This is a genomic window from Bradyrhizobium jicamae (genome assembly GCF_018130695.1).
GTDB lineage: Bacteria > Pseudomonadota > Alphaproteobacteria > Rhizobiales > Xanthobacteraceae > Bradyrhizobium > Bradyrhizobium jicamae_B.
The window spans coordinates 29,204-51,247 of sequence record NZ_JAFCJX010000020.1; the positions used below are offsets into that span (position 1 = coordinate 29,204).

Below are 22,044 nucleotides of genomic sequence, written 5' to 3' on the forward strand. Positions count from 1 at the left end.
AAAGGACCGACATGACCGCCCGCATCATCGATGGAAAGATCATTGCCGCCGAGCTTCGCGCCCGCGTCGCCGACGAGGTCGCCCGCGTCAAGCGCGACCACCAGATCACGCCGGGGCTTGCGGTGGTGCTGGTCGGCAACGACCCGGCGAGCGAAGTCTATGTCCGCAGCAAGCATACCCAGACGCAGGCCGCCGGCATGGCCTCGTTCGAGCACAAGCTGCCGGCGGAGGTTTCGCAGGACGAGCTGCTGGCGCTGATCGGCCGGCTCAACCGTGATCCGCTGGTGCACGGCATCCTGGTGCAGCTGCCGCTGCCGAAGGGCGTGCATACCGAGACCATCATCAACGCGATCGATCCGGCCAAGGACGTCGACGGCCTGCATCCGAACAATGCCGGCCGGCTCGCCGGCGGCTTTGCCGCGCTGTCGCCCTGCACGCCGCTCGGCTGCATCATCCTGACCAAGAGCGTGCATGCCTCGCTGGAAGGCATGAATGCGATCGTGATCGGCCGCTCCAATCTGGTCGGCCGGCCGCTGGTGCAGCTCTTGTTGAACGAGAACGCCACGGTGACGATCGCGCATTCGCGCTCGCGCGATCTGCCAAAGCTCTGCGCCCAGGCCGATCTGGTCTACGCCGCGGTTGGCCGGGCCGAGATGGTGCGCGCCGACTGGCTGAAACCGGGCGCAACCGTGATCGATGTCGGCATCAACCGCATCCCGGTGCCCGGCGGCAAGCCGAAGCTGGTCGGCGACGTCGCCTATGCCGAGGCGCTCAACGTCGCCGGCGCGATCACGCCGGTGCCGGGCGGCGTCGGTCAGATGACGGTGGCGTGCCTTTTGGTGAACACCTTGCGTGCGGCCTGCGGCATTCACGGCCTGCCCGCGCCGGCGGTGTGATTTCTTCCCTCGCCCCGCAAGAGCGGGGCGAGGGAGCAATCGTCTTACGTCTTGTTCGCGCGTTCGATGCCTTCCAGGATCAACTTGCAGGCTTCCTCGGCATCGCCCCAGCGCAGGATCTTCACCCACTTGCCCTTCTCGAGATCCTTGTAGTGCTCGAAGAAGTGCTGGATCTGCTGCAGCGTGATGTCGGGAAGGTCGCTGTAGTTCTTCACCTTGTCGTAGCGCATGGTCAGCTTCGACGACGGCACCGCGATGATCTTTTCGTCGCCGCCGGCCTCGTCCTCCATCAGCAGCACGCCGACCGGACGCACGCTCATCACGGCGCCCGGGATGATCGCGCGGGTGTTGATGATCAGCACGTCGCAGGGATCGCCGTCGCCGGACAGGGTGTGCGGGATGAAGCCGTAATTGCCGGGATAGCGCATCGGCGTGTAGAGGAAGCGGTCGACCACCAGCGTGCCGGCCTCCTTGTCCATTTCGTATTTGATCGGCTCGCCGCCCACGGGGACTTCGATGATGACGTTGACGTCGTGGGGCGGATTCTTTCCGGTCGAAATGGCGTCGATACGCATGGATTGCTCCGCGTGGCGTTGAAAGTCGGATGATGTGAATTTTGTTGTTCTGACGCGCCGCCGGCCCGGGGGCAGGCGGTCACGCAAAAGCGCTTGCCGGCCGGTTTAGCCTTGCTGCAGCTGCGAGAGAAGCAGGATTTTCAGTTCGACCAGGCGAAAGCGACCTTGTCGAGCGACTTCGGCCCGAAACGCTCCGAGGAGCGCGCCACCATCCGGCCGCCCAGCGCCCGGTAGAACTCGGTGGCGCCGTCATTGTCCGACAGCGCCCAGATCACCATGGTCTTCAGCCCGCTCTGCAAGAGGTCGCGGCGGGCGGCGGTGAACAGGCGGCGGCCGAAGCCGAGACCCTGGAATTCCGGGCGCAGATAGAGCTCGTAGATCTCGCCTTCGAAATGCAGGCTGCGGGCGCGGTTGCGGCCGTAGTTGGCGTAGCCCGCGATCTTGTCGCCGAACACCAGCACGCTGACGCGGCTGCCCTTGCGGATCGCACTGTCCCACCATTGCGGGCCGCGGCGGTTGATCAGCTTCTCGAGCTCGGCGCCGGGGATGATGCCCTGATACGCGGAGCGCCAGGCTTCGTCATGGGTAGACGCCACCGCGGCTGCGTCTGCAGCTTTGGCCGGCCGGACCTCGATCAGGGTTGTGCTCATGGACACAATCAAACCAAGTCGCCGCGCTGGCGGCAAGACCTATCGTTAATTATCGGTTAACCTGTGGATTTTCTGCATCAGTTTCGCGAAACTTTGTGCCGAAAAAGGACAGGCTGCGGCTGGAGCGGGCGGCAACCGATGTCGGAGCGGCCGCGGCGGCGCAGGATGACTCTGTTTATGTCACGGGGAAAGTTCGTCCGCTTTGATTCGTCGTCGGTATTCTGCGGGCGATTTGGGAGTACCGCGTCAGGAAGGCTTATGCAGCAGGTGAAAGTGTTAATGGCGGCGGCCCTCCTGATGATGCTCGTTCCGTCCGCCACGTCGGCACAGCCGGCGCTCGGCGCGCAAGGCGCGGAAGCCGAGCCCGGCCGGCGCCAGCAATGGCTGGTGCCTACGCCAGATCCTGCGACGCCGGCCCATGCGCTGTTGTTTCGCCCATCCGGCGACGGGCCTTTTCCGCTCGCGTTGATCGCGCATGCGACGACGCAGAACGTCCTGCATCGCGCGATGGCGCCGCAACCGGAATATACTGCGCTTGCCGCTTTCCTGGTCGCGCGTGGCTTTGCGGTGCTGGTGCCTGAACGGCTCGGTCACGGCGCCACCGGCGGCAAATACGTCGAGGACCAGGGCGGCTGTGATGAGGCGAATTATTCGCGTTCCGGTCGCGCAACGGCCGACGAGATCGTCGCCGCGATGGAGTATCTGCGCAAGCAGCCCTTCATCCGGGCCGACGGCACTGTGATCGTCGGCCACTCCGCCGGCGCGTGGGGCGCGCTGGCGCTCACCAGCGACAATCCCGGCGGCGTGTTGCGCATCATCCTGTTCGCACCGGGCCGCGGCGGCCGCGCCAATGATTTTCCAAACCAGGTCTGCGCGCCGCATACGCTGATCGCATCCGCGGCCGAATTCGGCGCGCATGCGCGCATCCCCGTCACCTGGCTGGTTGCCGCCAATGACAGCTATTTCTCGCCCGCCTTCTCGCGCCAGCTCGCCGACGCCTTCGCCAAGGCAGGCGGCAAGGTCGATTTTCATGTTCTGCCGGCATATGGCGGTGAGGGGCATTGGCTGCCTGAGAAGGAGAACGGCGTGAAGCTTGCGGCATCCGAGCTCGATCGCGCGCTGAAGGCCGTGCGTCCTGTCGCGAGCGGCAAGCGATGACGCTGTATTTCCTGGTCAAATATCTGCACGTGCTCGGTGCCATCGTGATCCTCGGCACGGGCACCGGCATTGCGTTCTTCATGCTGATGGCGCATCGGAGCGGCGATGTCGCCTTCATCGCGCGCACCGCGTCGACCGTCGTCATCGCCGACATGATCTTCACGCTGACTGCAGTGCTGCTGCAGCCGGTCAGCGGCGGCCTGCTGATGATGCTGTCGGCGACGAGCATCAGGGAAGGTTGGCTGCTCACCTCGCTCGTGCTCTACGCCATCGCCGGGATTTTCTGGGTGCCGGTCGTCTTCATGCAGATGGAGATGCGAACCCTCGCACAGTCCGCCGTGGAGAAAGGCCAGGCGCTGCCGCCGCGTTATTTCCAGCTCTTCCGGCGCTGGTTCCTGTTTGGTATTCCCGGCTTCGGCTCGGTGATGATCATCCTGTGGCTGATGATCGCAAAGCCGTTCTAGGAATTCTTCATGGCAGCCGCACGAAACATCCTTCTGCTCGGCGCCTCCGGCCTGATCGGTCGCTACGTCACCGACGATCTGCGCACGCGCGGCTTTCATGTCGTGGGTGTCGCGCGAAGCCTGTCGCCGTCGCAGAAAGTGGGCGCGCTCGATATCGAGCTGCCGATCATGGCGATGGATGCGGCGGCGCTGGCGCGGCTGATCCGGGAGCATGAGGCCGATCTCGTGGTCAATTGCCTCGGCGTGCTGCAGGATGGTCCCGGCAGCGATACGCGCGCCGTGCATCGCGATTTCGTCGCGCGCTTGCTCGCGGGCATCCGCGACAGCGGCCGCGCGGTCCGGCTCGTGCACATCTCGATTCCCGGCGCCGCGAACCAGGATCGCACCGCCTTCAGCACCACCAAGCGTGAGGCCGAACGCCTGATCGAGGCGTCGGGTATCCCCCACGCGATCCTGCGCCCGGGCTTCGTGATCGCACCCTCGGCCTATGGCGGCAGCGCCATGCTGCGCGCGCTGGCGGCGCTGCCGGTCGATCTGCCCGCCAAGGAGGCCGCGACGCCATTCCAGCCGGTTGCGGTCGAGGACATCTGCGCGACCATCGCCTGGCTCGCCGAACGCGACATCGCGGACGCGAGTGTTCGCGCCGTCAGCTGGGACCTGATGCAGCCACAGCCGATCACGCTCGGCGGGGTGATCGACCAATTCCGCTGGTCGCTCGGCACGGCCAATCATTGGCGCATCACCCCGCCCGCGTTCCTGATCGATCTCGGCGCCAGGCTCGGCGATCTCGCCGGCCGCCTCGGCTGGATGCCGCCGTTGCGCTCCACTGCAATCGCCGAGCTGCGGCGCGGCGTCACCGGCGATCCCGCGGCCTGGATTCAGGCCACCGGCATCGCGCCGAAGACGATCGCGCAAGCGCTCGGCGCGCATGCGGCCACCATCCAGGACAAATGGTTCGCGCGGCTGTTCCTGATCAAGGCGCTGATCTTCGTGAGCCTGACGCTGTTCTGGGTCGTCTCCGGCTTCATCGCGCTGGTGATCTCGTATGACGCGGCCGTCGGCATTTTGCGCGCGCACCACTTTCCGCCAGCACTGGTTGATCCGATCACGGTGCTGACCAGCCTGATGGACATGTCGATCGGCGTCCTGATCGCCGTCCGCCGCACCGCTGCGCTCGGCCTGATCTGGGGCATTTTGGCGTCGCTCGGATACATGGCCGGCGCCGCGATCCTCACGCCCGACCTCTGGATCGAGCCGCTCGGCGCGCTGGTGAAAACCGGTCCCGCGATCGTGTTGATGCTGGTCGCATTGTTGATGTTGGATAACCGGTAGCGTTTTCAAGCGAAGTGGGAACCGGTTCGCGTGAAGAAAACGCGTCAAGGAATAGAGATGACAACCTGGCCCGACGACGACGTGATCCTCTATGACGGCGTCTGCATCTTCTGCTCGCGCTGGGTCCGCTTCGTGATCGCCCGCGACACCGCGCGCCGCTTCCGCTTCACCCCGATCCAGTCAGACTACGGCAGTGGCCTCGCCCGCGCCTTCGGCATCGACCCCGCTGATCCCGACACCAATGCCGTGATCCACGGCGGCGTCGCGCATCTGAAATCCGACGCAGCCCTCACCGTGCTGAGCCATCTGCCGGGATGGCAATGGACCCGCGTCCTGTTCGCGGTGCCGAAGCCGCTGCGGGACGCGGTCTACAGCGTGATCGCGAAGAACCGGTACAAGATCTTCGGGAAGTATGAGTCCTGCTTCGTGCCCGACGCCGATGCGCGGGCGAGGGTGATTGAGTAGCGCTCTATTTGCGCGCTGATGCAATCAGCACCTCCTTCGCCGCCCTCTCCCCCGAATCCCGCGCACCATGCGCCGTTGAGAAGAAGTTCGGCGAGGTGGCTTCGCCGGCGAAGAACAGGCGGCCGTCGACGGGGGCCGCGAGCGCCGCGCGGGCGCCGGCGTGACCGGGGAGGGCGTGGGAATAGGAGCCGCGCGCATAGGGGTCGTGGGCCCAGCGGGATTCCTTCAGGGGCGACAGCTTGCGGCGGAAGTCGTTGCCGAGGAAGCCTGTGATCTCGTCGATGCTGTGGGCGGCGATGGCGCCGTCGCCGGCGTCTTCGAGCGCTCGCGCGAAGCGGCCGCCGAAAAAGCCTTCGATGCAGGGCTGGCCGAACGGGCGGATATGATAGGTGCCCATCTCGGTGCGCATGGTGGCGCCGCGCAAATTGCCTTCCTTCGGCAGCGCCTCGGGATCGGCCAGGGCCAATGTCACCTTGTCGGCGAGGCCGAGCGGCAGGCCGCGCGCGGCGTCGAGCTTGTCGGGGAGGGCCGGCGAGAAGCGGATCGCTTCGTCGGCAATCAGATTGGTCGGCACGGTGACGATCACCTTGCCGGCTTCAAGCCGGCCGCGTGAGGTTTCCAGCCGCACGCGCGGGCCGGAATGATCGATCAGCGTCACCGCGCAGTTCAGCGCGACGGGCGCGCTTGCGCCGTAGGCGGCGACCAGCGCGCCATAGCCGCGGCGGACGCGCCAGTTGTGGTCGGTGTCCTCATAGGCGTCGATATCGAGGATCGAGGCCTGGTCGAGCTCGCAGCCGTTCACATAGGTCGAGATCGCGTTGATCATCGGGTTCCAGCGATTGCCCGGTGCGAGATACCGGTTCGCCGGCGCGTCCTTGCCGGACTGCGCAGCCTTCTCGATGCGGTCGTAGAAGTCGTCGAGGGCGCGGACGAATTCGTCGCGGTCGGCTTGCGGGAAGGCCTGGCCATAGGCGCGCTCGCGCCAGGGCGGGAGCGACTTGTTGAGCTCGAAATTGAGCTGCCCGGCGATGCCGACGAACGAGTTCTTGTCGGCCGAGTGCAGCCAGCCGCAGCCGACATCGAAGACGACATCCGGTGCCGCCTGGATCGTATGCGCGCGGCCGCCGAGGCGGTCGCGGGCTTCGAGGACGAGGGTCGAGAGGCCGGAGTCTTTCAGCGCGTTCGCAGCGCCCAGTCCCGCGGCCCCTGCGCCGATGATGGCGACGTCGACACTCTCCATCGCGTATCCGCCGTCGTTATGCGACGGCTTCCTTGGCCTTCTCCGCGCGCTTGCGGTCGTTCGGATCGAGATGCTTCTTGCGCAGCCGGATCGACTTCGGCGTCACCTCGACGAGCTCGTCGTCCTCGATATAGGCCAGCGCCTTTTCCAGCGTCATCCGGATCGGTGGCGTCAGGCGCACCGCTTCGTCCTTCGAGGTCGTGCGGATGTTGGTGAGCTGCTTGCCCTTCAGCACGTTGATCTCGAGATCATTGTCGCGGGTGTGCTCGCCGACGATCATGCCGCGATAGACCTTCCAGCCCGGCTCGATCATCATCGGGCCGCGGTCTTCCAGCTTGAACATCGCATAGGCCACCGCGTCGCCCTGGTCGTTGGAGATCAGCACGCCGTTGCGGCGGCCCTGGATCTCGCCCTTGTAGTTGGCATAGCCGTGGAAGATGCGGTTCATGATCGCGGTGCCGCGGGTGTCGGTCAGCAACTCGCCCTGATAGCCGATCAGGCCGCGGGTCGGCGCGTAGAACACCAGCCGCAGGCGGTTGCCGCCGGACGGGCGCATCTCGATCATCTCGGCCTTGCGCTCGCTCATCTTCTGCACGACGACGCCGGAATGCTCCTCGTCGACGTCGATCACGACCTCTTCGATCGGCTCCTGCCACTGGCCGGTGGCCTCGTCCTTCTGCAGCACGACGCGCGGACGCGACACCGAGAGCTCAAAACCCTCGCGGCGCATGGTCTCGATCAGGATCGCGAGTTGCAATTCGCCGCGGCCCGACACCTCCATCGAATCCTTGTCGGAGGCTTCGACGACGCGCAGCGCGACGTTGCCCTCGGCCTCGCGCAGCAGGCGGTCGCGGATCATGCGCGAGGTCACCTTGTCGCCTTCGGTGCCGGCGAGCGGCGAGTTGTTGACGATGAACGACATCGATACGGTCGGCGGATCGATCGGCTGCGCCACCAGCGGCGCCTCGACGGAGGGATCGCAGAAGGTGTCGGCGACGGTGCCCTTGGTAAGGCCCGCGATGGCGACGATGTCGCCGGCTTCGGCTTCATCCAGCGGCGTGCGCTCGATGCCGCGGAACGCGAGGATCTTGGTGATGCGTCCCTGCTCGATGGTCTTGCCGTCGGCGCCGAGCACCTTCACCGCCTGGTTCGGCTTGATGGCGCCCGAGGTGATGCGGCCGGTGATGATGCGGCCGAGATAGGGATTGGCTTCCAGGATGGTGCCGATCATCCGGAACGGACCTTCCTCGACGGTCGGCGCCGGCACGTGGCGCAGGATCAGGTCGAACAGCGGCTGCATGCCGGCGTCGTGCGAGGCCTCCGGGCTGTCGCCCATCCAGCCCTGCTTGGCCGATCCATAGAGAATGGGGAAGTCGAGCTGCTCCTCGCTGGCGTCGAGCGCCGCGAACAGGTCGAACACCTCGTTGATGACTTCGGTCGGGCGCGCGTCGGGGCGGTCGACCTTGTTGATCACGACGATCGGCTTCAGGCCGACCTTGAGCGCCTTGGACACCACGAACTTGGTCTGCGGCAGCGGGCCTTCCGCAGCGTCGACCAGCACCAGCGCGCCATCAACCATGTTGAGGATGCGCTCGACCTCGCCGCCGAAATCGGCGTGGCCGGGGGTGTCGACGATGTTGATGCGGGTGTCCTTCCACTGCACCGAGGCCGCCTTGGCCAGGATGGTGATGCCGCGCTCACGCTCCAGGTCGTTGGAGTCCATGGCGCGCTCGGTGACCTTCTGGTTCTCGCGATAGGTCCCGGATTGCTGCAGCAGGCGGTCGACGAGGGTGGTCTTGCCGTGGTCGACGTGGGCGATGATGGCGACGTTACGAAGGTTCATGGCTCTTCTTCTGGTCGTGCAAAGGGTCTTGAGCGCGATCTCGCCGGACCACAGGGCCGGCCGTTCGCTCAGTGGGCCAATCGGCCCCGATCACGCTCATACCTAAGAAATTTGACGGGGACGCATCGCCCCAAAAAGGAAGCCCGGTCAATGGACCGGGCACACCTTACGCGTTGCGGCGCAATATAGTCAGAAAACGCAAAAAAACAATGGTTTATTGGCGGTTTGGTTGACCGATTTTGCGCCCCGGACCACGGGTTTCTGCGGGTTTGCACGGGTTCCTAGCGGCGCGGCCCCCTGATTGCCTCGCGGATCAGCATGATGCCTGCGAATCCGACCAGGAGGCCGAGCACGACCATCGAGATCGTCGCGGGATCCGGACGCTGGTCGGCCATGATGCCGACCCCGAACAGGATGGCGCACAGGCCGGGCAGCAACAGGACCATCCCGAACAGCACCATGAAAGCGGTCGCGCAACCGTGCCGCTGCGGCGGGGATGGCGGGACAGGAGGCGGCGTCTCGGGGCTGCTCATGACGATGCAACGCTACGGCCGGGGCTTGGGCGGGGTTGCGGCGCGGATGAAAAGGAAGATCGCGCCCCCGATCAGGACCAATCCAATCAGACCGAGCGGGGCCGCGTCATTGGCGAAGGCAAGGAAGCAGATGCCCGGCGCGAGCAGCACGATCCCTGCGATCACCATGAACGCGGTGAGGCAGCCGTTGCGGCGGGGCGGCAAGATCGGGGAAGCGCCCTCCTGAAGCGGCGGCTCCGGTGGCGCAGCCGGTGGGGTCGTATCGCTCATCGCGGCACCTCCGCAGCTTCCCTTGCTTCACGATAGGTCTGGCCGGCCATCGCCGCGCGGATGCCGTCGATCTTGCCGTTGCGGTAGAACAGATTGTAGGTGTCGAACGGGATGATCGCGCCGCTTTCGGTGACGAAGTGGATGCAGCTGCGCTTGACGTTGCCGACGCAGAAATTGAAGCGATCGAGGAATTGCACGATGGTGACGCGGAACACGTTTTCGTAGGTCAATCCCTGCGGCACCTCGAAGCTCGGCAGGCAGCACAGCAACTCGCAGACCCGCTCAGAGGTGTTGAGCGGGCCCGACGACAGTGAGAACAAGTCGACGAATTTTTCGCGCAGGATCGGATATTTTTCCGGGCTGATCGTGTTGGGCATCACGGCGACGAGCTGCTCCTGGGGGATCAGCGAGGTCAGCGGCAGCACCTTCTCGCCGTTGCGCAGGCCGTAGCCGATCGAGATGCTCTCGGGATTGCACGGCAACGGAATCATATCCTTGTCGCCGAACACGCCGGTCTCAACCACGCGCCGGCGGATTTCCGACAGCATGATGCGGTCGGTGTCCTTGTTGAAATGCTCGTTGCGGCCGGCGTCCTGCACCGGCTGCAAGGTGACGCCGCGCACGCATGCCCAGGTCAGCGCATGGCGGACGATGTCGCCGATCTCGCTGTCGTTGACGCCGCGCTTGATGGTGGCGACCAGCGTGGTGGAGACGCCATGGCGCTCCAGATTCTCCAGCGCCTGCTGGCGGATTTTTCGCAAGTCCGCGCCGCGCAGATTGACCAGCGCGTCGCGCTTCAGCGAATCGAATTGCAGGTAGACTTCGAGCCCGCGCTTGTTCTCCGCGAGCTTTGCGACGAAGTCAGGCTCGCGCGCGATGCGCAGGCCGTTGGTGTTGATCATGACATGGCGGATCGGCCGGGCGCGCACGGCATCGAGGATCGCGAAGAAGTCCGGATGCAGCGTCGGCTCGCCGCCGGAAATCTGCACCAGGTCCGGCTCACCTTCGCTCGCGACCAGCGCGTCCAGCATCTTTTCGATCTTGGCCAGCGGCGTGAAGCTGGTCCGCGCCGGCGAGGACTCCGCAAAGCACACCGGGCAGGTCAGGTTGCAGTGCTCGGTGATCTCGATCAGCGCCAGGCAGGAATGCTGCTCGTGATCGGGGCACAGCCCGCAATCATAGGGGCAGCCGAATTCGGTGTGGCGCTGGAAGGCGAGCGGCCGGTCGCCGGGCTTGATGAAATCCTTGCACAGCCGCCAATAGGCCGAGTCGGTCGAGACCAAAGTGGATTGCACGCCGTGCTGCTTGCAGCGCTTCTCGTACCACACTTCATTGTCTGATATCTGGATCTTGGTGGGCACCAATGTCAGGCAGGTTTCGCAGAGCGATTGGGTCTGGCCCCAGAAAATGTAGGGGCGGGCCTTACGCAGCGGCGCGTTCATGCTTCACACTCGTATTTTGCGCCGTCGCCAGCATGACGGCGGCATAGACCAGGATGAAAAGCGACAGCAGGTGGAAGAGCGAGAGCGGTCCGATCAGCGCGCCATAGGGTTTGAGGAATTCCCAGAGGAAGCGCTGCAATCCATAATAGGCGAGGGCGAGGTAGAATCCATTGGTGATGACAGTGGCATTCCGGTTCAGCACCGCGATGACATAAAAAACCGCAAAGCCGGCCATCGCAAGGCTCTCATAGAGCTGCACCGGATGGCGCAGGATGCCGTCGCCGAAATCATGGCCCCAGGGGAGGGTGGTCGGCGTGCCGTAGGTGAAATCGTCGAGGCCGGCGAGATAGCAGCCGATCCGCCCCACGGCGACGCCGACCGCCAGCGGCAGCGCAAACCGCGCCCCGGTCCGCGCCGTGATGCCATGCCGCCATTTGTAGATCTCGATCGCGACGATGCCGCCGGCCAGCGCCCCCTCGACCGAGCGGGCAATGCCTGAGACGCCGGAGACCCACAGGTTCAGCGTGCCGAACAGATAGGCGCCGATGCCGGCGCCGAACACCAGCGCCGCGATGTAAGGCAGCTCGAAGGATTGTCGGGGGAATTGCAGCCCGCGGACCCGCGACAGCCACAGCATTGCGAGGCCGGCGGCGCACCAGGCCGCAAGATCAAAGATCGCGTGGAGAGCTGCCCCGGTCATAACGGGGAGTGTAGCGTGGAATTTGGGGCGGGGAAAACTGCGAGTGTGTGGTGCGCTCCATCCCCACCGTCGTCCTGACGAAAGTCAGGACCCATAACCACCGAGTGTTGTTGTAAAAGAGATCGTGGCCCCAGCGTCGCGCGCCAATTCGCATTTGGGGTAATGGGTCCTGGCTTTCGCCAGGACGACGATGGGGTTGGTTCGGATTTAAGTGTCAAACAGCCTAACGGTGTCATCACCCGCGCAAGCGCACGCGGGTGATCCAGTATTCCAGAGGCGGTTGTGATTGCGCCGATGGGGCACGGCGTACTGGGTCGACCGGTCCTTGTGCGCGCACAGGCCGGACGATGACAATGATTTTGATGATACAGTTTCGCGTTCTCACACCGGCAGCTTCAGCTCCATAAGATCCTTTGCCACCACGATCTTGCCGGAGAAATTCTTCTTCACGTCCTCGGTCCAGTTGTCGTCGGTGACGAGCGGGTCGTCGCCGGGGACGAAGTGGCTGAGCACGAGGGTCTTGACGCCGGCGGCGGCGGCGATGCGGCCGACGTCTTCGGTGGTGGTGTGGCTGTCGAGCAGGTGCTTCTTCAAGGTCGCGCCGTTCTTGGTCTTCAGCACCAGCCGATCGACGGCGGGCAGATACATGCATTCATGCACCAGCACGTCGGCTCCCTTGGCGAATTCGGCGAGTTTTGGGTTGTAGGCGGTGTCGCTGGAGAACACGATGGTGCCGTCGGGTGTCTCGAATTTGTAGGCGAAGTTGTCGACGATCGGTGGATGCGGGGTGCGGAACGCGGTGACCTTGACGTCCGGCGTCTGCAACACGACGCCGTCCTCGGTGATGTCTTTGGCGATCAGCAGCTTGCGCGGATCGGGCCGGCCCTCGTCCTCGATCCGGGTCTCGACGTCGAACTTGTTCAGCTCCCAATATTCCTTGGTCATCGCCTCGATGCCCTTCGGGCCGAACGAATGGATCGGCGTCGACAGGCCGGCGGCCCAGGCGTTGTAGAACAGATTGCCGTATTCGAGATTGTGATCGGAATGGTGATGACTGATGAAGATGTATTTCACCGACGGGATCGGCACGCCGGCATTCACCAGCTGACGGCTGACGCCCATGCCGCAATCGATCACGATGGGCGTGTCGTTGACGACGACGAGATTGGCCGGGTTCGACGCGCCGATGCCGACGCGCGGGCCGCCCTTGGTGCCGAGAAGGACAATGCGCGTGCGTGGTTTGGCGGTTTGCGCCAGGACGGCGGGTGCAGCGAGCATGGCGGCGCCTCCGAGTGCGAGCTTCAGAGCATCGCGGCGGTCGATCATCGGTCTCTCCCTTTTTCTTCGTTCGTTGTGGCGAGCCTAGCCGCCGCGCAGCACGCCATCAAGCGCGGGCAGACCGGCGATCACGGCAATCGCGATCAGGGCGTAGCAGATGGCGCGAAAGACGCGTTCGCTGGCCTTGCCGAACAGCGAGGCGCCGAACCAGACGCCGATGGCGTAGACCGGGCCGACGATCAGCGAGAGCTTGATTGAATCTGACGTGATCAGGCCGGTGACGGCGTAGCTGACCAGCGAGAAGAAATCCGAGGCGCCGAAGAACAACAGGATGTTGGCGCGCGCGATCACCGAGGCGATCGGGCGACCCAGCCAATAGCCGACGATCGGCGGGCCGCCGGTCTGGGCCAGCCCGCTGCAGAAGCCGGAGAGGCCGCCGATGCCGACCGAGAGCCAGGCGTGGTCCTTGCCGCGATAGCGCCAGCCCGACAGCAGGAGCAGCAGCAGCGCCGCCACGAAGCCGGAGATGATCCAGCGCGTGGTGACGGGATCGAGCACGCTGAGGAAATAGGTGCCGATCGGCACGCCGACCAGCGCGCCCGCCACGATCACGGCCGTGGCCTTGCGGTCGGCTTGCTTCCACGCATTCGGCAGCAGTGGCGTCGCCGCGATGAAGTCGATCACCAGCAGCAGCGCCGCCACCAGCCGCGGCGCCGCGACGCTGCTGGCCAGCGGCATGAAGATCAGCGCCGAGCCGAAACCGGAGAAGCCGCGCGCGGTGCCGGAGACGAAGGCAATGGCGCAGAGCGCGAGCGCGACGTTGAGGCTGACGCCGGAGGGAAGGAGGCTGAGCGGGGACATTGGGAGGGACGGCACGATCTCTGTTGGTTTCACCTCTCCCGCTTGCGGGGGAGGTCGCATCGCATCGTCAGATGCGATGCGGGTGGGGGCTTTCTCCCCACAAAGAGTGTCGCAAGTGGAGAGACCCCCACCCCAGCCCTCCCCCGCAAGCGGGAGAGGGAGTCCAGCAGTGTCGTCCGCGGCACTAGCCGCGCAGCGTGCCGCCGGTTTTCTTCGTCACCTCGGCCACGATCTTCGCCGCGACCGCGTCGATCTCCTGGTCGGTCAGCGTCTTCTCGCGCGGCTGGATCGTCACGGCGATGGCGATCGATTTCTTGTCGGGATCGATGCCCTTGCCTTCGTAGACGTCAAACAACGTCACGCCCGTGATCAGCTTCTTGTCGACGTTCTGCGCTGATCGAACGATGTCGCCGGCCTTGACCTTGCGGTCGACGATGAAGGCGAAGTCGCGCGAGACCGGCTGGAACGCCGAGAAGTCGATCAGCGGTTTGGCGCGGGTCGCCTTCTGCTTGGCTTCGGGAATGCGCTCCAGGATCACCTCGAACACGATCATCGGGCCGTCGGCGCCGAGCGCCTCGGCGGCGCGTGGGTGCAACTCGCCGAAATAGCCGAGCACGTTCTGCGGGCCGATCTGGATGGTGCCGGAGCGGCCGGGATGCAGCCAGGCGGGGCCGCCGGAGACGATCTGCAGCGCCTGCATCGGCGCGCCGGCCGCCGCCAGCACCGCGAAGGCATCGGCCTTGGCGTCCAGCGCGTCCGATGTCGCCGAGCCCGACCAGTGACGGCCAAAACCCTTCGACGAGGCATAGCCGTGACGCACGCCGGAGGCGGCAACCAGCTGGTTCTCCGGCTTGTCGCCGCGGAACACTTGGCCGACCTCGAACAGGGCGATATCCGCGTAGCCGCGGTTGATGTTGGCCTGCGCGGCCGCGACGAGGCCGGGCAGCAGGCTCGGCCGCATGTCGGACATGTCGGAGGCGATCGGATTGGCGAGCACGAGCTCGGCCTGTCCGCCGCCGAACAGCTCGGCGGCGGCCTTGGTGATGAACGAATACGTCACCGCCTCGACCATGCCGCGCGCGGCGAGCGCACGCTTGGCGCGGCGGGTGCGCAGCTGCAGCGGCGTCAGCACCGGCTTGCGCGGCTCCTCGCCGCGCTCGAACGGCGTCATCGGCACCTTGTCGACGCCGACGATGCGCACGATCTCCTCGACGATATCGGCCTTGCCCTGCACATCGGTGCGCCAGGACGGGATCGCGATCTTCACCACGGGGCCGGTGCCGGCCATCATGAAGCCGAGCCGGGTCAGGATCAGCTTGATCTCGACCAGCGGCACCTCGATGCCGGCGAGGCGCTTCACTTCCGCGAGCGGGAAATCGATCAGACGATCCTCGCCAAAGCGCTTGCCGACCACGAAAGTCTCGGACGGCGTGCCGCCGCACAGCTCCAGCACCATTTTGGTGGCGAGCTCGAGCCCGGGCACCATGAAAGCCGGATCGACGCCGCGCTCGAAGCGGTAGCGCGCATCCGAATTGATGCCGAGCTTGCGGCCGGTCTGCGCGATGTTGATCTCGTTCCACAGCGCGGACTCGATCAGGACATCCGTCGTGGTCTCATCGCAGCCCGAGGCTTCGCCGCCCATGATGCCGGCAAGCGATTCGACGCCGTGCTCATCGGAGATGACGCAGATATTGGGATCGAGATTGTAGGTGCGGCCGTCGAGCGCGAGCAGGCTCTCGCCTTCCTTGGCGCGGCGGACCGTGAGGTTGCCCGTCACCTTCTTCGCGTCGAACACGTGCAGCGGCCGCGCGCGGTCATAGGTCATGAAGTTGGTGATATCGACCAGCGCGTTGATCGGACGCAGGCCGATCGCGATCAGGCGCTTCTGCAGCCACTCCGGCGACGGGCCGTTCTTGACGCCGCGCACCAGGCGCAGCGCGAAGCCCGGGCACAGCGAAGCGTCCTCGACCTTCACCTGCACCGGGCAGGGGAATTCACCCTTGATCGGCTTGATGCCGGGATCGATCAGCTTGCCCAAGTCGGCGGCGGACAGATCGCGCGCGATGCCGTGCACGCCGGTGCAGTCCTGCCGGTTCGGCGTCAGGTTGATCTCGATCGTGGGGTCGCCGAGCCCGGCCCAGTCGGCATAGCCCTTGCCGAGCGGCGCATCCGCCGGCAGCTCCATGATGCCGTCGTGATCCTCGGAGATCTGCAGCTCGGCCGCCGAGCACAGCATGCCGCGGCTCTCGACGCCTCTGATGGTGCCGACGCCGAGCGTGATGTTCTTGCCGGGAATGAAAGTCCCGGGCGGAGAGAACACGGAGATCAGTCCGGCACGCGCATTCGGCGCACCGCACACGACCTGCACCGGCGCACCGCCGTCGCCGGTGTCGACCATGCAGACGCGCAGCCGGTCAGCGTTTGGGTGCTGCTCGGCCGAGATCACGCGCGCGATGGTGAACGGCGCGAGCGCCTTCGCCTTGTCCTCGATGTTCTCGACTTCGAGCCCGATCATGGTGAGCTTGTCGGCGAGCTTTTCCAGCGGCTCGTCGGTGTCGAGATGGTCCTTCAGCCAGGAGAGGGTGAATTTCATGGCTGCGTGCCTCGGTTCTTATTGGTGTTGACTGGAATTTCTGGGGCGGTCTCTCCGTTCCCTCCCCCCTTGTGGGGGAGGGTCAGGGAGGGGGGTAAGCCGCTTGCTCCGACGGACGTCGCTTCGCGGATGGCCGCTACGACGCCTTCGAGATTCGACATCACCTCTTCATTGGTGAAGCGCAGAACGCGAAAACCCTCGGCGACAAAAAAAGCGTCGCGTCGCTCATCGGCCTTCTGACGCTCCGCAAAATTGTGCGACTCGCCGTCAATCTCGATGATCAAATTCGCGGAAAAGCAGACGAAGTCGACGATGTAGTTCTTGATCGGGGTCTGACGACGGAATCCGATTCCATCCATCCGATTGGCCTTCAAGTGGCGCCACAGCAGCGTTTCGGCAGGCGTCATCGTCTGGCGAAGCTGCTTCGCTCTGTTGCGCTGACGGTCGCTGACGACTGCGTGCGGCATCCTGGGCTACCCCCCTCCCTGACCCTCCCCCACAAGGGGGGAGGGAACGGAGAGAGCGTCCATTGCCTTTAGGAAGATCAAGCTCACGCGCTCAATCCCCCGGAGATGGTCGGCACTTCAAGCGACTTGAAGCCGTAGTGGTTCAGCCAGCGCACGTCGTTCTCGAACAGCTGGCGCAGATCGGCGATGCCGTATTTCAGCATCGCGATGCGGTCCAGCCCCATGCCCCAGGCGAAGCCCTGGTAGACGTCGGGATCGATGCCGCAGGCGCGCAGCACGTTGGGGTGCACCATGCCGCAGCCGAGAATCTCCATCCAGTCCTCGCCCTCGCCGAAGCGGATCTCGTTCTTGTCGCGGCGGCACTGCAGGTCGACCTCGAGCGACGGCTCGGTGAACGGGAAGAACGACGGGCGGAAGCGCATATTGAGATGGTCGACCTCGAAGAACGCCTTGCAGAACTCGTGCAGGATCCATTTGAGGTGACCGAGATGCGAACCCTTGTCGATCACGAGGCCCTCGACCTGGTGGAATTGCGGCGTGTGCGTCGCGTCCGAGTCGATGCGATAAGTGCGGCCGGGGCAGATGATGCGGATCGGCGGCTTCTGAGTGAGCATCGTGCGCACCTGCACCGGCGAGGTGTGGGTCCGCAGCAGCATGCGCGAGCCGTCTTCTTTGGGGTTGAAGAAGAAAGTGTCATGCATCTCGCGGGCGGGATGGCCGACCGGGAAGTTCAGCTTGGTGAAGTTGTAATCGTCGGTCTCGATGTCAGGACCTTCGGCGATCGCAAAGCCCATGTCGGCGAAGATGGTCGAGACCTCCTCGAACACCTGGCTCAGCGGATGGATGCGGCCGGTCTCGGCCGGCGGCTCGCGCAGCGGCAGCGTGACGTCGATGGTCTCGGATGCGAGGCGTGCATCGAGCGCTGCGGATTTCAGCACGTCGCGCTTGGCTGCCAGCGCCTGCGTCACCGCATCCTTGGCGAGGTTGATTTTTGCACCCTCGGTCTTGCGCTCGTCCGGCGACATCTTGCCGAGCGTGGCAAGCAGCGCGGAGATCGAGCCCTTCTTGCCGAGGGCTGCGACGCGCACCGCCTCGAGGGCGGCTTCGTCGCCGGCTGCGGCGATCTCAGCGAGAATGGATTTTTCGAGCGTTGCGAGGTCGGACACGGTCTATTCCCTGCTCTCTTAGTCTGAGCATGATCCGATCGGAAAACCGGCGTCCACTTTTCCGGATCATGCTCCCCAAATTCGGCTGGGTTGTCGCCGCCCGAAGGCCGTAACGTCAAGCAAAAAGCCGGTCATTTCGGGCACCTGATCGGCTGTCTTGAACTTGTCTCCGTAGGCGCGTTACGAAGGTGAACTTAGCTGCGGAGGTACTGCGCGATGTTCTCGAAATCCTGCCTGGCCGGCCTGGTTGTCCTTGCCACGTTTGGCGTGGCACATGCGGCGACTGCGGACTGCCCGGCCAAGTCGACCCAGATGGACGACATCATCGCGTCGCTGAACGAAGCGCCGAACTGCAATGGCGCGATGAAGGTCTTCGAGGCCTGCGAATACGGCGCCGGCGGCGATACGCAGTTTGGCGCCGTCGTCGAGAAGAAATGTGAGGCGGATTTCCTGTCCCGCCTCAAGGGCGCGCGGAGGCTGGTCTATCAGCGCGAGCTGCGCGTCTGCGACCGAAAGTACCGGAACAAGTCCGGCACCATGTACATCTCGGCCACGGCGTTCTGCCGGGCGCAGGTCGCCCAGCGTTATTCGCAGAGAGCGCTGAAGGGTCCGAAGCTCCGCTAACGCGTAGCCTCTCTTAGGCCGCGAGCGCAGCCTTGGCCTTCTCGGCGATCGCCTGGAACGCAACCGGCTCGTGGATCGCGAGATCCGACAGCACCTTGCGGTCGACGGTGATGCCCGATTTGGACAGGCCGTTGATGAACACGCTGTAGGTCATGCCGAACGGGCGGACGGCGGCGTTGATGCGCTGGATCCAGAGCGCGCGGAAGGTGCGCTTCTTGCGCTTGCGGTCGCGGAAGGCGTACTGGCCGGCCTTTTCGACGGCCTGCTTGGCGACGCGGATGGTGTTCTTGCGGCGGCCGTAATAGCCCTTGGCGGCCTTGTAGACTTTCTTGTGCTTGGCGTGAGCGGTCACACCGCGTTTGACGCGAGACATGACGGAAATCCTTGGGTGAAGAGGTGACTGAAAGCCGCGACGACGCGGCTCGGTTCAAAGCGGAGGAGCGATCAGGCGTTCGGCAAGAAGTACTTCTTGACGTTGTCGCCGTCGGTCTTGAACAGCACGCGGGTGCCGCGCAGCTGACGGATCTGCTTCTTCGTCCGCTTGATCATGCCGTGGCGCTTGCCGCGCTGGGCGTGCATGACTTTGCCGGTGGCAGTCACCTTGAAGCGCTTTTTAGCGCCCGATTTGGTCTTCAACTTGGGCATTTGGCTCTCCTATGGGCCAGCACGAAAATCGCCCGTGAGAGCGTTTTGCCGGCTAAAATGCTCGTTAGAGCGTTGGAAGTGCTGAGGTTTTTCCCGAATTGGAGAAACCCGCACGTGACGTCGCCACGGCAGCCCTTGATCAGCCGGGCGGCGAAGGCTGGGCTTATGGCAGAGGATCGGTCATTTGGCAACGATGAACCGGGGAACGGGGTCATGTGACTGAGAGGCATTGCAGTCCAGCCTGAGGCGCGACGAAAATGTCCCATCCCTCCTCCTCTTCCCGATCCTCCTCCCGATTTGCTGCTTGTCCCCGGTTCCGCTCCGTGAGCTGGCTGGCGCTGCTGGCCTGCCTTGCGGCAGGCATGGCCCCCGGCGCCGCCGAGGCCAAGCCCGCCCGCGGCAATTATAACGGCGTCTGGAACGTGGTGTTTGCCACCACCAGGGGCGTCTGCAGCTCCGGCTACAGCGTGCCATTCATGGTGACCGGCAGCCGGGTCTCCTCGGCCGGCGGCGGCCGGGTGTCCGGCACGATCAACCGCGGCGGCGCGGTTGCGGTTGCCGTCTCGGTCGGCGCCTCCCATGCCACCGGCGGCGGCCGGCTGGTCGCAAGCTCGGGCTCCGGCACCTGGCGCGGCATCATCACCGGCGACCAGTGCAGCGGCACCTGGCAGGCGACAAGGACGTAATCAATTCGAAAACAAAACGGCCCGCCAGATGATCTGACGGGCCGCCGTGTCTCACCGCTGAATTCGAATCAGCGCGGCGCCAGCACCATCACGACCTGGCGGCCCTCGAACTTCGCGTCCTGCTCGACCTTGGCGAACTCCGCCACGTCGGCCTTCACCTTGTCCAGAAGCTTGGTGCCGATCTCTTGGTGCGCCATCTCACGACCGCGGTAACGCAAGGTGATCTTGACCTTGTCGCCTTCCTCGAAGAAGCGCTGCATCGCGCGCATCTTCACGTCATAGTCGTGATCGTCGATCATCGGGCGGAGCTTGATCTCCTTGATCTCGACGACCTTCTGCTTCTTGCGGGCTTCGGCGGCTTTCTTCTGCGCTGAATATTTGTACTTCCCGTAGTCCATGATCTTGCAGACGGGAGGACTGACATTCGGCGAAATCTCGACGAGGTCCATTCCGACTTCCATGGCCATCTTGATGGCCACCATGGTTTCGACGGTGCCCTTGTTGACACCATCGGCATCGATCAACTGGATCTGCGCGTTGCGGATTTCATCATTGGTGCGCGGCCCGTCTTTGGCGACGGTGGGCGGGGCTCTATTGGGACGGCGAATGGGTAACTCTCCAAAGCTGTGAAGGAAGGCCGATATTTTGAAGCAAGACGCCGCGACGGGCAAGCGCACTCGCCAGTAAAGCCGGCAAAACCGTCAAATGCGCGGCATTTTGGCCACGCCCGGCACATATAGCGTGCCTTCGTGCCGCGCAAGGCGCAGTCGAGCCGTTCCACGCCTCCGGTGCGGGAGCGGCCGACGAGTTGACCACGGCCCCCGGCTGATTGAAAAGCAGGCGTCTGACACGCGAGTGACCCGAACCATGAGCCAAACCGCCGCAGCCGAGCAGGAACCCGCCTTTATCTGTCTCGGCGAGGGCGCTGATCGGCGCCGGATCGCGGTGCGGGCCCGTGCTGGGACCGGTCCCGGGCTGGTCTGGCTCGGCGGTTTCAAGTCCGACATGAAGGGGACCAAGGCGATCGCGCTCGACGACTGGGCCGCCGCGCACGGCCGCGCCTGCGTCCGCTACGACTATTCCGGCCATGGCGAATCCGGCGGTGCGTTCGTCGATGGCACGATCGGCCGCTGGCTCGACGAGAGCGTCGCGGTGTTCGAGCAATTCTGCCGCGGGCCGCAAATCCTGATCGGCTCCTCGATGGGCGGCTGGATGGCGCTGCTTGTGGCGCGCGAGATCGGCCGCCGCGCGATGACGAAGGGCAAGCTCGCGGGCCTGGTGCTGATCGCGCCGGCGCCCGACTTCACCGAGGAACTGATGTGGAAAGGATTCACGCCCGAGATCCGCGCCGAGATCGAGAGCAAGGGTATGTGGTTGCGTCCCTCTGAATATGGTGACGGCACGCCGTATCCGATCACGCGCAATTTGATCGAGGAGGGGCGCAATCATCTGCTGCTCGGCAGCAAGATCGATGTCGGCTGTCCCGTCCGCATCCTGCAGGGCGCGCAGGATCCCGACGTGCCCTGGAAGCACGCCTTCGCGCTGGCGCACCGGCTGCCGGCCGAGGATGTGGTGCTGACCATGATCCAGGATGGCGATCACCGCCTGTCGCGCCCGCAGGACATCGCGCGCATCATCGCCGCGGTGGCGGAGATCGGCTAAAGTTCTCCTCAGGGAGAACGCCAATGGAAATCGCAACAATGCTGCGCGCCTTCTGCGATGCCGTCGAGCAGCGCAACGGCAAGGCGTTCGCAAAGCTCTTCACGGAAGACGGCGTCTATCACGACGTGTTCTACGGCGCGTTCAAGGGCCATGAACGCATCGCCGAGATGATCGACGACTGGTTCTATCGGACCGCGACCGATTTCCGCTGGGACATGCATGAGCCCGTCAGCGATGGCGCGACGCTCTATGCGCGCTACACCTTCAGCTATCGCTCGACCTTGCCGGAAGCCAAGGGTGCGCGTGCGATGTTCGAGGGCGTCGCGATCATGCGGCTGCGTGACGGAAAGATCGCGGAGTACCACGAAGTCGCCAACACCGCGCCGGCCTTCGTCGATCTCAACTTTGCAGCCGAACGGATCGCGAAGATCGTCGGCAAGCAGGGCGCGGAGCTGCGCACGCGGCCGGAGATGGCGCGGCATTTGACGTAGCCT

25 protein-coding genes are annotated in these 22,044 nt (G+C 64.7%); 9 read left to right on the forward strand and 16 right to left on the reverse strand.

All coding sequences use genetic code 11. From position 1 onward, the window contains the following. The first annotated feature begins 11 nt into the window (after positions 1-11). A complete protein-coding gene (locus tag JQ604_RS26675) occupies positions 12-896 on the forward strand; it encodes a bifunctional methylenetetrahydrofolate dehydrogenase/methenyltetrahydrofolate cyclohydrolase (RefSeq protein ID WP_212363651.1) in 885 nt (294 codons plus the stop codon). Between the two features lie 44 nt (positions 897-940). Here JQ604_RS26675 and ppa read toward each other — a convergent pair whose 3' ends face one another. Continuing rightward, the gene (gene ppa / locus JQ604_RS26680) at positions 941-1,471 is read right to left on the reverse strand and encodes an inorganic diphosphatase (RefSeq protein ID WP_212363652.1); all 531 of its coding nucleotides are present in this window, start codon (positions 1,469-1,471) and stop codon (positions 941-943) included. Between the two features lie 140 nt (positions 1,472-1,611). Continuing rightward, positions 1,612-2,121: a GNAT family N-acetyltransferase gene (locus tag JQ604_RS26685; RefSeq protein WP_212363653.1), complete on the reverse strand. Its 510-nt coding sequence runs from the start codon at positions 2,119-2,121 to the stop codon at positions 1,612-1,614. Positions 2,122-2,379: 258 nt separating this feature from the next. Here JQ604_RS26685 and JQ604_RS26690 point away from each other — a divergent pair, with 258 nt between their 5' ends. From JQ604_RS26690 to JQ604_RS26705, 4 genes are read left to right on the forward strand one after another with little or no spacing between them, the layout of a single operon-like run. Further along, entirely contained in the window at positions 2,380-3,279 is a 900-nt protein-coding gene (locus JQ604_RS26690) for a prolyl oligopeptidase family serine peptidase (protein ID WP_212363654.1), read from the forward strand. Next, a complete protein-coding gene (locus JQ604_RS26695) occupies positions 3,276-3,743 on the forward strand; it encodes a DUF2269 family protein (RefSeq protein ID WP_212363655.1) in 468 nt (155 codons plus the stop codon). The genes JQ604_RS26690 and JQ604_RS26695 overlap by 4 nt, the downstream gene beginning before the upstream one ends. A gap of 9 nt (positions 3,744-3,752) precedes the next feature. Next, positions 3,753-5,075 carry an SDR family oxidoreductase gene (locus JQ604_RS26700; protein WP_212363656.1) on the forward strand — a complete coding sequence of 441 codons (1,323 nt, stop codon included), beginning with the start codon at positions 3,753-3,755 and terminating at the stop codon, positions 5,073-5,075. Between the two features lie 57 nt (positions 5,076-5,132). Further along, complete coding sequence (locus JQ604_RS26705; RefSeq protein WP_212363657.1) at positions 5,133-5,540, forward strand: thiol-disulfide oxidoreductase DCC family protein; 408 nt, start codon at positions 5,133-5,135, stop codon at positions 5,538-5,540. Between the two features lie 4 nt (positions 5,541-5,544). On the opposite strand, the gene JQ604_RS26710 is transcribed toward JQ604_RS26705, so the two are convergent. The 11 genes from JQ604_RS26710 to pheS form a co-directional block, all read right to left on the reverse strand. Continuing rightward, on the reverse strand, positions 5,545-6,780 hold the full coding sequence (locus JQ604_RS26710) for a flavin monoamine oxidase family protein (protein WP_212363658.1): 1,236 nt from the start codon (positions 6,778-6,780) through the stop codon (positions 5,545-5,547). A gap of 16 nt (positions 6,781-6,796) precedes the next feature. Beyond that, a complete protein-coding gene (gene typA / locus JQ604_RS26715; protein WP_212363659.1) occupies positions 6,797-8,623 on the reverse strand; it encodes a translational GTPase TypA in 1,827 nt (608 codons plus the stop codon). 281 nt (positions 8,624-8,904) lie between these two features. Beyond that, the gene (locus JQ604_RS26720) at positions 8,905-9,156 is read right to left on the reverse strand and encodes a hypothetical protein (protein ID WP_212363660.1); all 252 of its coding nucleotides are present in this window, start codon (positions 9,154-9,156) and stop codon (positions 8,905-8,907) included. A 12-nt stretch (positions 9,157-9,168) separates the two neighbouring features. Continuing rightward, entirely contained in the window at positions 9,169-9,426 is a 258-nt protein-coding gene (locus JQ604_RS26725; RefSeq protein WP_212363661.1) for a hypothetical protein, read from the reverse strand. Continuing rightward, a complete protein-coding gene (locus JQ604_RS26730; protein WP_212363662.1) occupies positions 9,423-10,868 on the reverse strand; it encodes a radical SAM protein in 1,446 nt (481 codons plus the stop codon). Before JQ604_RS26730 ends, JQ604_RS26725 begins: the two co-directional genes overlap by 4 nt. Then, positions 10,849-11,568, reverse strand: coding sequence for a prolipoprotein diacylglyceryl transferase family protein (locus JQ604_RS26735; protein WP_212363663.1), 720 nt, complete (start codon positions 11,566-11,568; stop codon positions 10,849-10,851). Before JQ604_RS26735 ends, JQ604_RS26730 begins: the two co-directional genes overlap by 20 nt. A gap of 381 nt (positions 11,569-11,949) precedes the next feature. Beyond that, on the reverse strand, positions 11,950-12,894 hold the full coding sequence (locus tag JQ604_RS26740; protein WP_212363664.1) for an MBL fold metallo-hydrolase: 945 nt from the start codon (positions 12,892-12,894) through the stop codon (positions 11,950-11,952). A gap of 36 nt (positions 12,895-12,930) precedes the next feature. Continuing rightward, positions 12,931-13,707, reverse strand: a complete 777-nt coding sequence (locus JQ604_RS26745) for a sulfite exporter TauE/SafE family protein (protein ID WP_212363665.1) — start codon at positions 13,705-13,707, stop codon at positions 12,931-12,933. 184 nt (positions 13,708-13,891) lie between these two features. Beyond that, entirely contained in the window at positions 13,892-16,300 is a 2,409-nt protein-coding gene (gene pheT, locus JQ604_RS26750; RefSeq protein ID WP_212363666.1) for a phenylalanine--tRNA ligase subunit beta, read from the reverse strand. After that, positions 16,297-16,767 carry an endonuclease domain-containing protein gene (locus JQ604_RS26755; protein ID WP_212363667.1) on the reverse strand — a complete coding sequence of 157 codons (471 nt, stop codon included), beginning with the start codon at positions 16,765-16,767 and terminating at the stop codon, positions 16,297-16,299. The genes pheT and JQ604_RS26755 overlap by 4 nt, the downstream gene beginning before the upstream one ends. 83 nt (positions 16,768-16,850) lie before the next feature. Then, entirely contained in the window at positions 16,851-17,933 is a 1,083-nt protein-coding gene (pheS, locus tag JQ604_RS26760; RefSeq protein ID WP_212363668.1) for a phenylalanine--tRNA ligase subunit alpha, read from the reverse strand. A 216-nt stretch (positions 17,934-18,149) separates the two neighbouring features. Here pheS and JQ604_RS26765 point away from each other — a divergent pair, with 216 nt between their 5' ends. Next, a complete protein-coding gene (locus JQ604_RS26765) occupies positions 18,150-18,557 on the forward strand; it encodes a hypothetical protein (protein ID WP_212363669.1) in 408 nt (135 codons plus the stop codon). Between the two features lie 13 nt (positions 18,558-18,570). On the opposite strand, the gene rplT is transcribed toward JQ604_RS26765, so the two are convergent. Together rplT and rpmI are read right to left on the reverse strand one after the other, a co-directional pair. Beyond that, complete coding sequence (rplT, locus tag JQ604_RS26770; RefSeq protein WP_212363670.1) at positions 18,571-18,930, reverse strand: 50S ribosomal protein L20; 360 nt, start codon at positions 18,928-18,930, stop codon at positions 18,571-18,573. 71 nt (positions 18,931-19,001) lie between these two features. Beyond that, complete coding sequence (gene rpmI, locus JQ604_RS26775) at positions 19,002-19,202, reverse strand: 50S ribosomal protein L35 (protein WP_008539890.1); 201 nt, start codon at positions 19,200-19,202, stop codon at positions 19,002-19,004. A 257-nt stretch (positions 19,203-19,459) separates the two neighbouring features. Here rpmI and JQ604_RS26780 point away from each other — a divergent pair, with 257 nt between their 5' ends. Beyond that, positions 19,460-19,888 carry a hypothetical protein gene (locus JQ604_RS26780; protein ID WP_433996288.1) on the forward strand — a complete coding sequence of 143 codons (429 nt, stop codon included), beginning with the start codon at positions 19,460-19,462 and terminating at the stop codon, positions 19,886-19,888. A gap of 68 nt (positions 19,889-19,956) precedes the next feature. Here JQ604_RS26780 and infC read toward each other — a convergent pair whose 3' ends face one another. Continuing rightward, complete coding sequence (gene infC / locus JQ604_RS26785; RefSeq protein WP_212363782.1) at positions 19,957-20,496, reverse strand: translation initiation factor IF-3; 540 nt, start codon at positions 20,494-20,496, stop codon at positions 19,957-19,959. Positions 20,497-20,755: 259 nt separating this feature from the next. On the opposite strand from infC, the gene JQ604_RS26790 reads away from it, so the two are divergent. Together JQ604_RS26790 and JQ604_RS26795 are read left to right on the forward strand one after the other, a co-directional pair. Continuing rightward, positions 20,756-21,550 carry an alpha/beta hydrolase gene (locus JQ604_RS26790; RefSeq protein ID WP_212363672.1) on the forward strand — a complete coding sequence of 265 codons (795 nt, stop codon included), beginning with the start codon at positions 20,756-20,758 and terminating at the stop codon, positions 21,548-21,550. 23 nt (positions 21,551-21,573) lie between these two features. Next, positions 21,574-22,041, forward strand: coding sequence for a nuclear transport factor 2 family protein (locus JQ604_RS26795; RefSeq protein ID WP_212363673.1), 468 nt, complete (start codon positions 21,574-21,576; stop codon positions 22,039-22,041). The last annotated feature ends 3 nt before the right edge of the window (positions 22,042-22,044 follow it).

Excerpts from the sequence above, each read along its gene's own strand:
- JQ604_RS26790 (WP_212363672.1), top strand. The coding sequence starts at position 20,756 with ATGAGCCAAACCGCCGCAGCCGAGCAGGAACCCGCCTTTATCTGTCTC.
- JQ604_RS26675 (WP_212363651.1), top strand. The coding sequence starts at position 12 with ATGACCGCCCGCATCATCGATGGAAAGATCATTGCCGCCGAGCTTCGC.
- JQ604_RS26695 (WP_212363655.1), top strand. The coding sequence starts at position 3,276 with ATGACGCTGTATTTCCTGGTCAAATATCTGCACGTGCTCGGTGCCATC.
- JQ604_RS26705 (WP_212363657.1), top strand. The coding sequence starts at position 5,133 with ATGACAACCTGGCCCGACGACGACGTGATCCTCTATGACGGCGTCTGC.
- rplT (WP_212363670.1), bottom strand. The coding sequence starts at position 18,930 with ATGTCTCGCGTCAAACGCGGTGTGACCGCTCACGCCAAGCACAAGAAA.
- JQ604_RS26710 (WP_212363658.1), bottom strand. The coding sequence starts at position 6,780 with ATGGAGAGTGTCGACGTCGCCATCATCGGCGCAGGGGCCGCGGGACTG.
- rpmI (WP_008539890.1), bottom strand. The coding sequence starts at position 19,202 with ATGCCCAAGTTGAAGACCAAATCGGGCGCTAAAAAGCGCTTCAAGGTG.
- JQ604_RS26700 (WP_212363656.1), top strand. The coding sequence starts at position 3,753 with ATGGCAGCCGCACGAAACATCCTTCTGCTCGGCGCCTCCGGCCTGATC.
- JQ604_RS26780 (WP_433996288.1), top strand. The coding sequence starts at position 19,460 with ATGTCCCATCCCTCCTCCTCTTCCCGATCCTCCTCCCGATTTGCTGCT.
- JQ604_RS26745 (WP_212363665.1), bottom strand. The coding sequence starts at position 13,707 with ATGTCCCCGCTCAGCCTCCTTCCCTCCGGCGTCAGCCTCAACGTCGCG.
- JQ604_RS26720 (WP_212363660.1), bottom strand. The coding sequence starts at position 9,156 with ATGAGCAGCCCCGAGACGCCGCCTCCTGTCCCGCCATCCCCGCCGCAG.
- JQ604_RS26730 (WP_212363662.1), bottom strand. The coding sequence starts at position 10,868 with ATGAACGCGCCGCTGCGTAAGGCCCGCCCCTACATTTTCTGGGGCCAG.
- pheT (WP_212363666.1), bottom strand. The coding sequence starts at position 16,300 with ATGAAATTCACCCTCTCCTGGCTGAAGGACCATCTCGACACCGACGAG.
- JQ604_RS26765 (WP_212363669.1), top strand. The coding sequence starts at position 18,150 with ATGTTCTCGAAATCCTGCCTGGCCGGCCTGGTTGTCCTTGCCACGTTT.
- JQ604_RS26740 (WP_212363664.1), bottom strand. The coding sequence starts at position 12,894 with ATGATCGACCGCCGCGATGCTCTGAAGCTCGCACTCGGAGGCGCCGCC.
- JQ604_RS26725 (WP_212363661.1), bottom strand. The coding sequence starts at position 9,426 with ATGAGCGATACGACCCCACCGGCTGCGCCACCGGAGCCGCCGCTTCAG.
- ppa (WP_212363652.1), bottom strand. The coding sequence starts at position 1,471 with ATGCGTATCGACGCCATTTCGACCGGAAAGAATCCGCCCCACGACGTC.
- typA (WP_212363659.1), bottom strand. The coding sequence starts at position 8,623 with ATGAACCTTCGTAACGTCGCCATCATCGCCCACGTCGACCACGGCAAG.
- JQ604_RS26690 (WP_212363654.1), top strand. The coding sequence starts at position 2,380 with ATGCAGCAGGTGAAAGTGTTAATGGCGGCGGCCCTCCTGATGATGCTC.
- JQ604_RS26735 (WP_212363663.1), bottom strand. The coding sequence starts at position 11,568 with ATGACCGGGGCAGCTCTCCACGCGATCTTTGATCTTGCGGCCTGGTGC.
- JQ604_RS26795 (WP_212363673.1), top strand. The coding sequence starts at position 21,574 with ATGGAAATCGCAACAATGCTGCGCGCCTTCTGCGATGCCGTCGAGCAG.
- JQ604_RS26685 (WP_212363653.1), bottom strand. The coding sequence starts at position 2,121 with ATGAGCACAACCCTGATCGAGGTCCGGCCGGCCAAAGCTGCAGACGCA.
- JQ604_RS26755 (WP_212363667.1), bottom strand. The coding sequence starts at position 16,767 with ATGCCGCACGCAGTCGTCAGCGACCGTCAGCGCAACAGAGCGAAGCAG.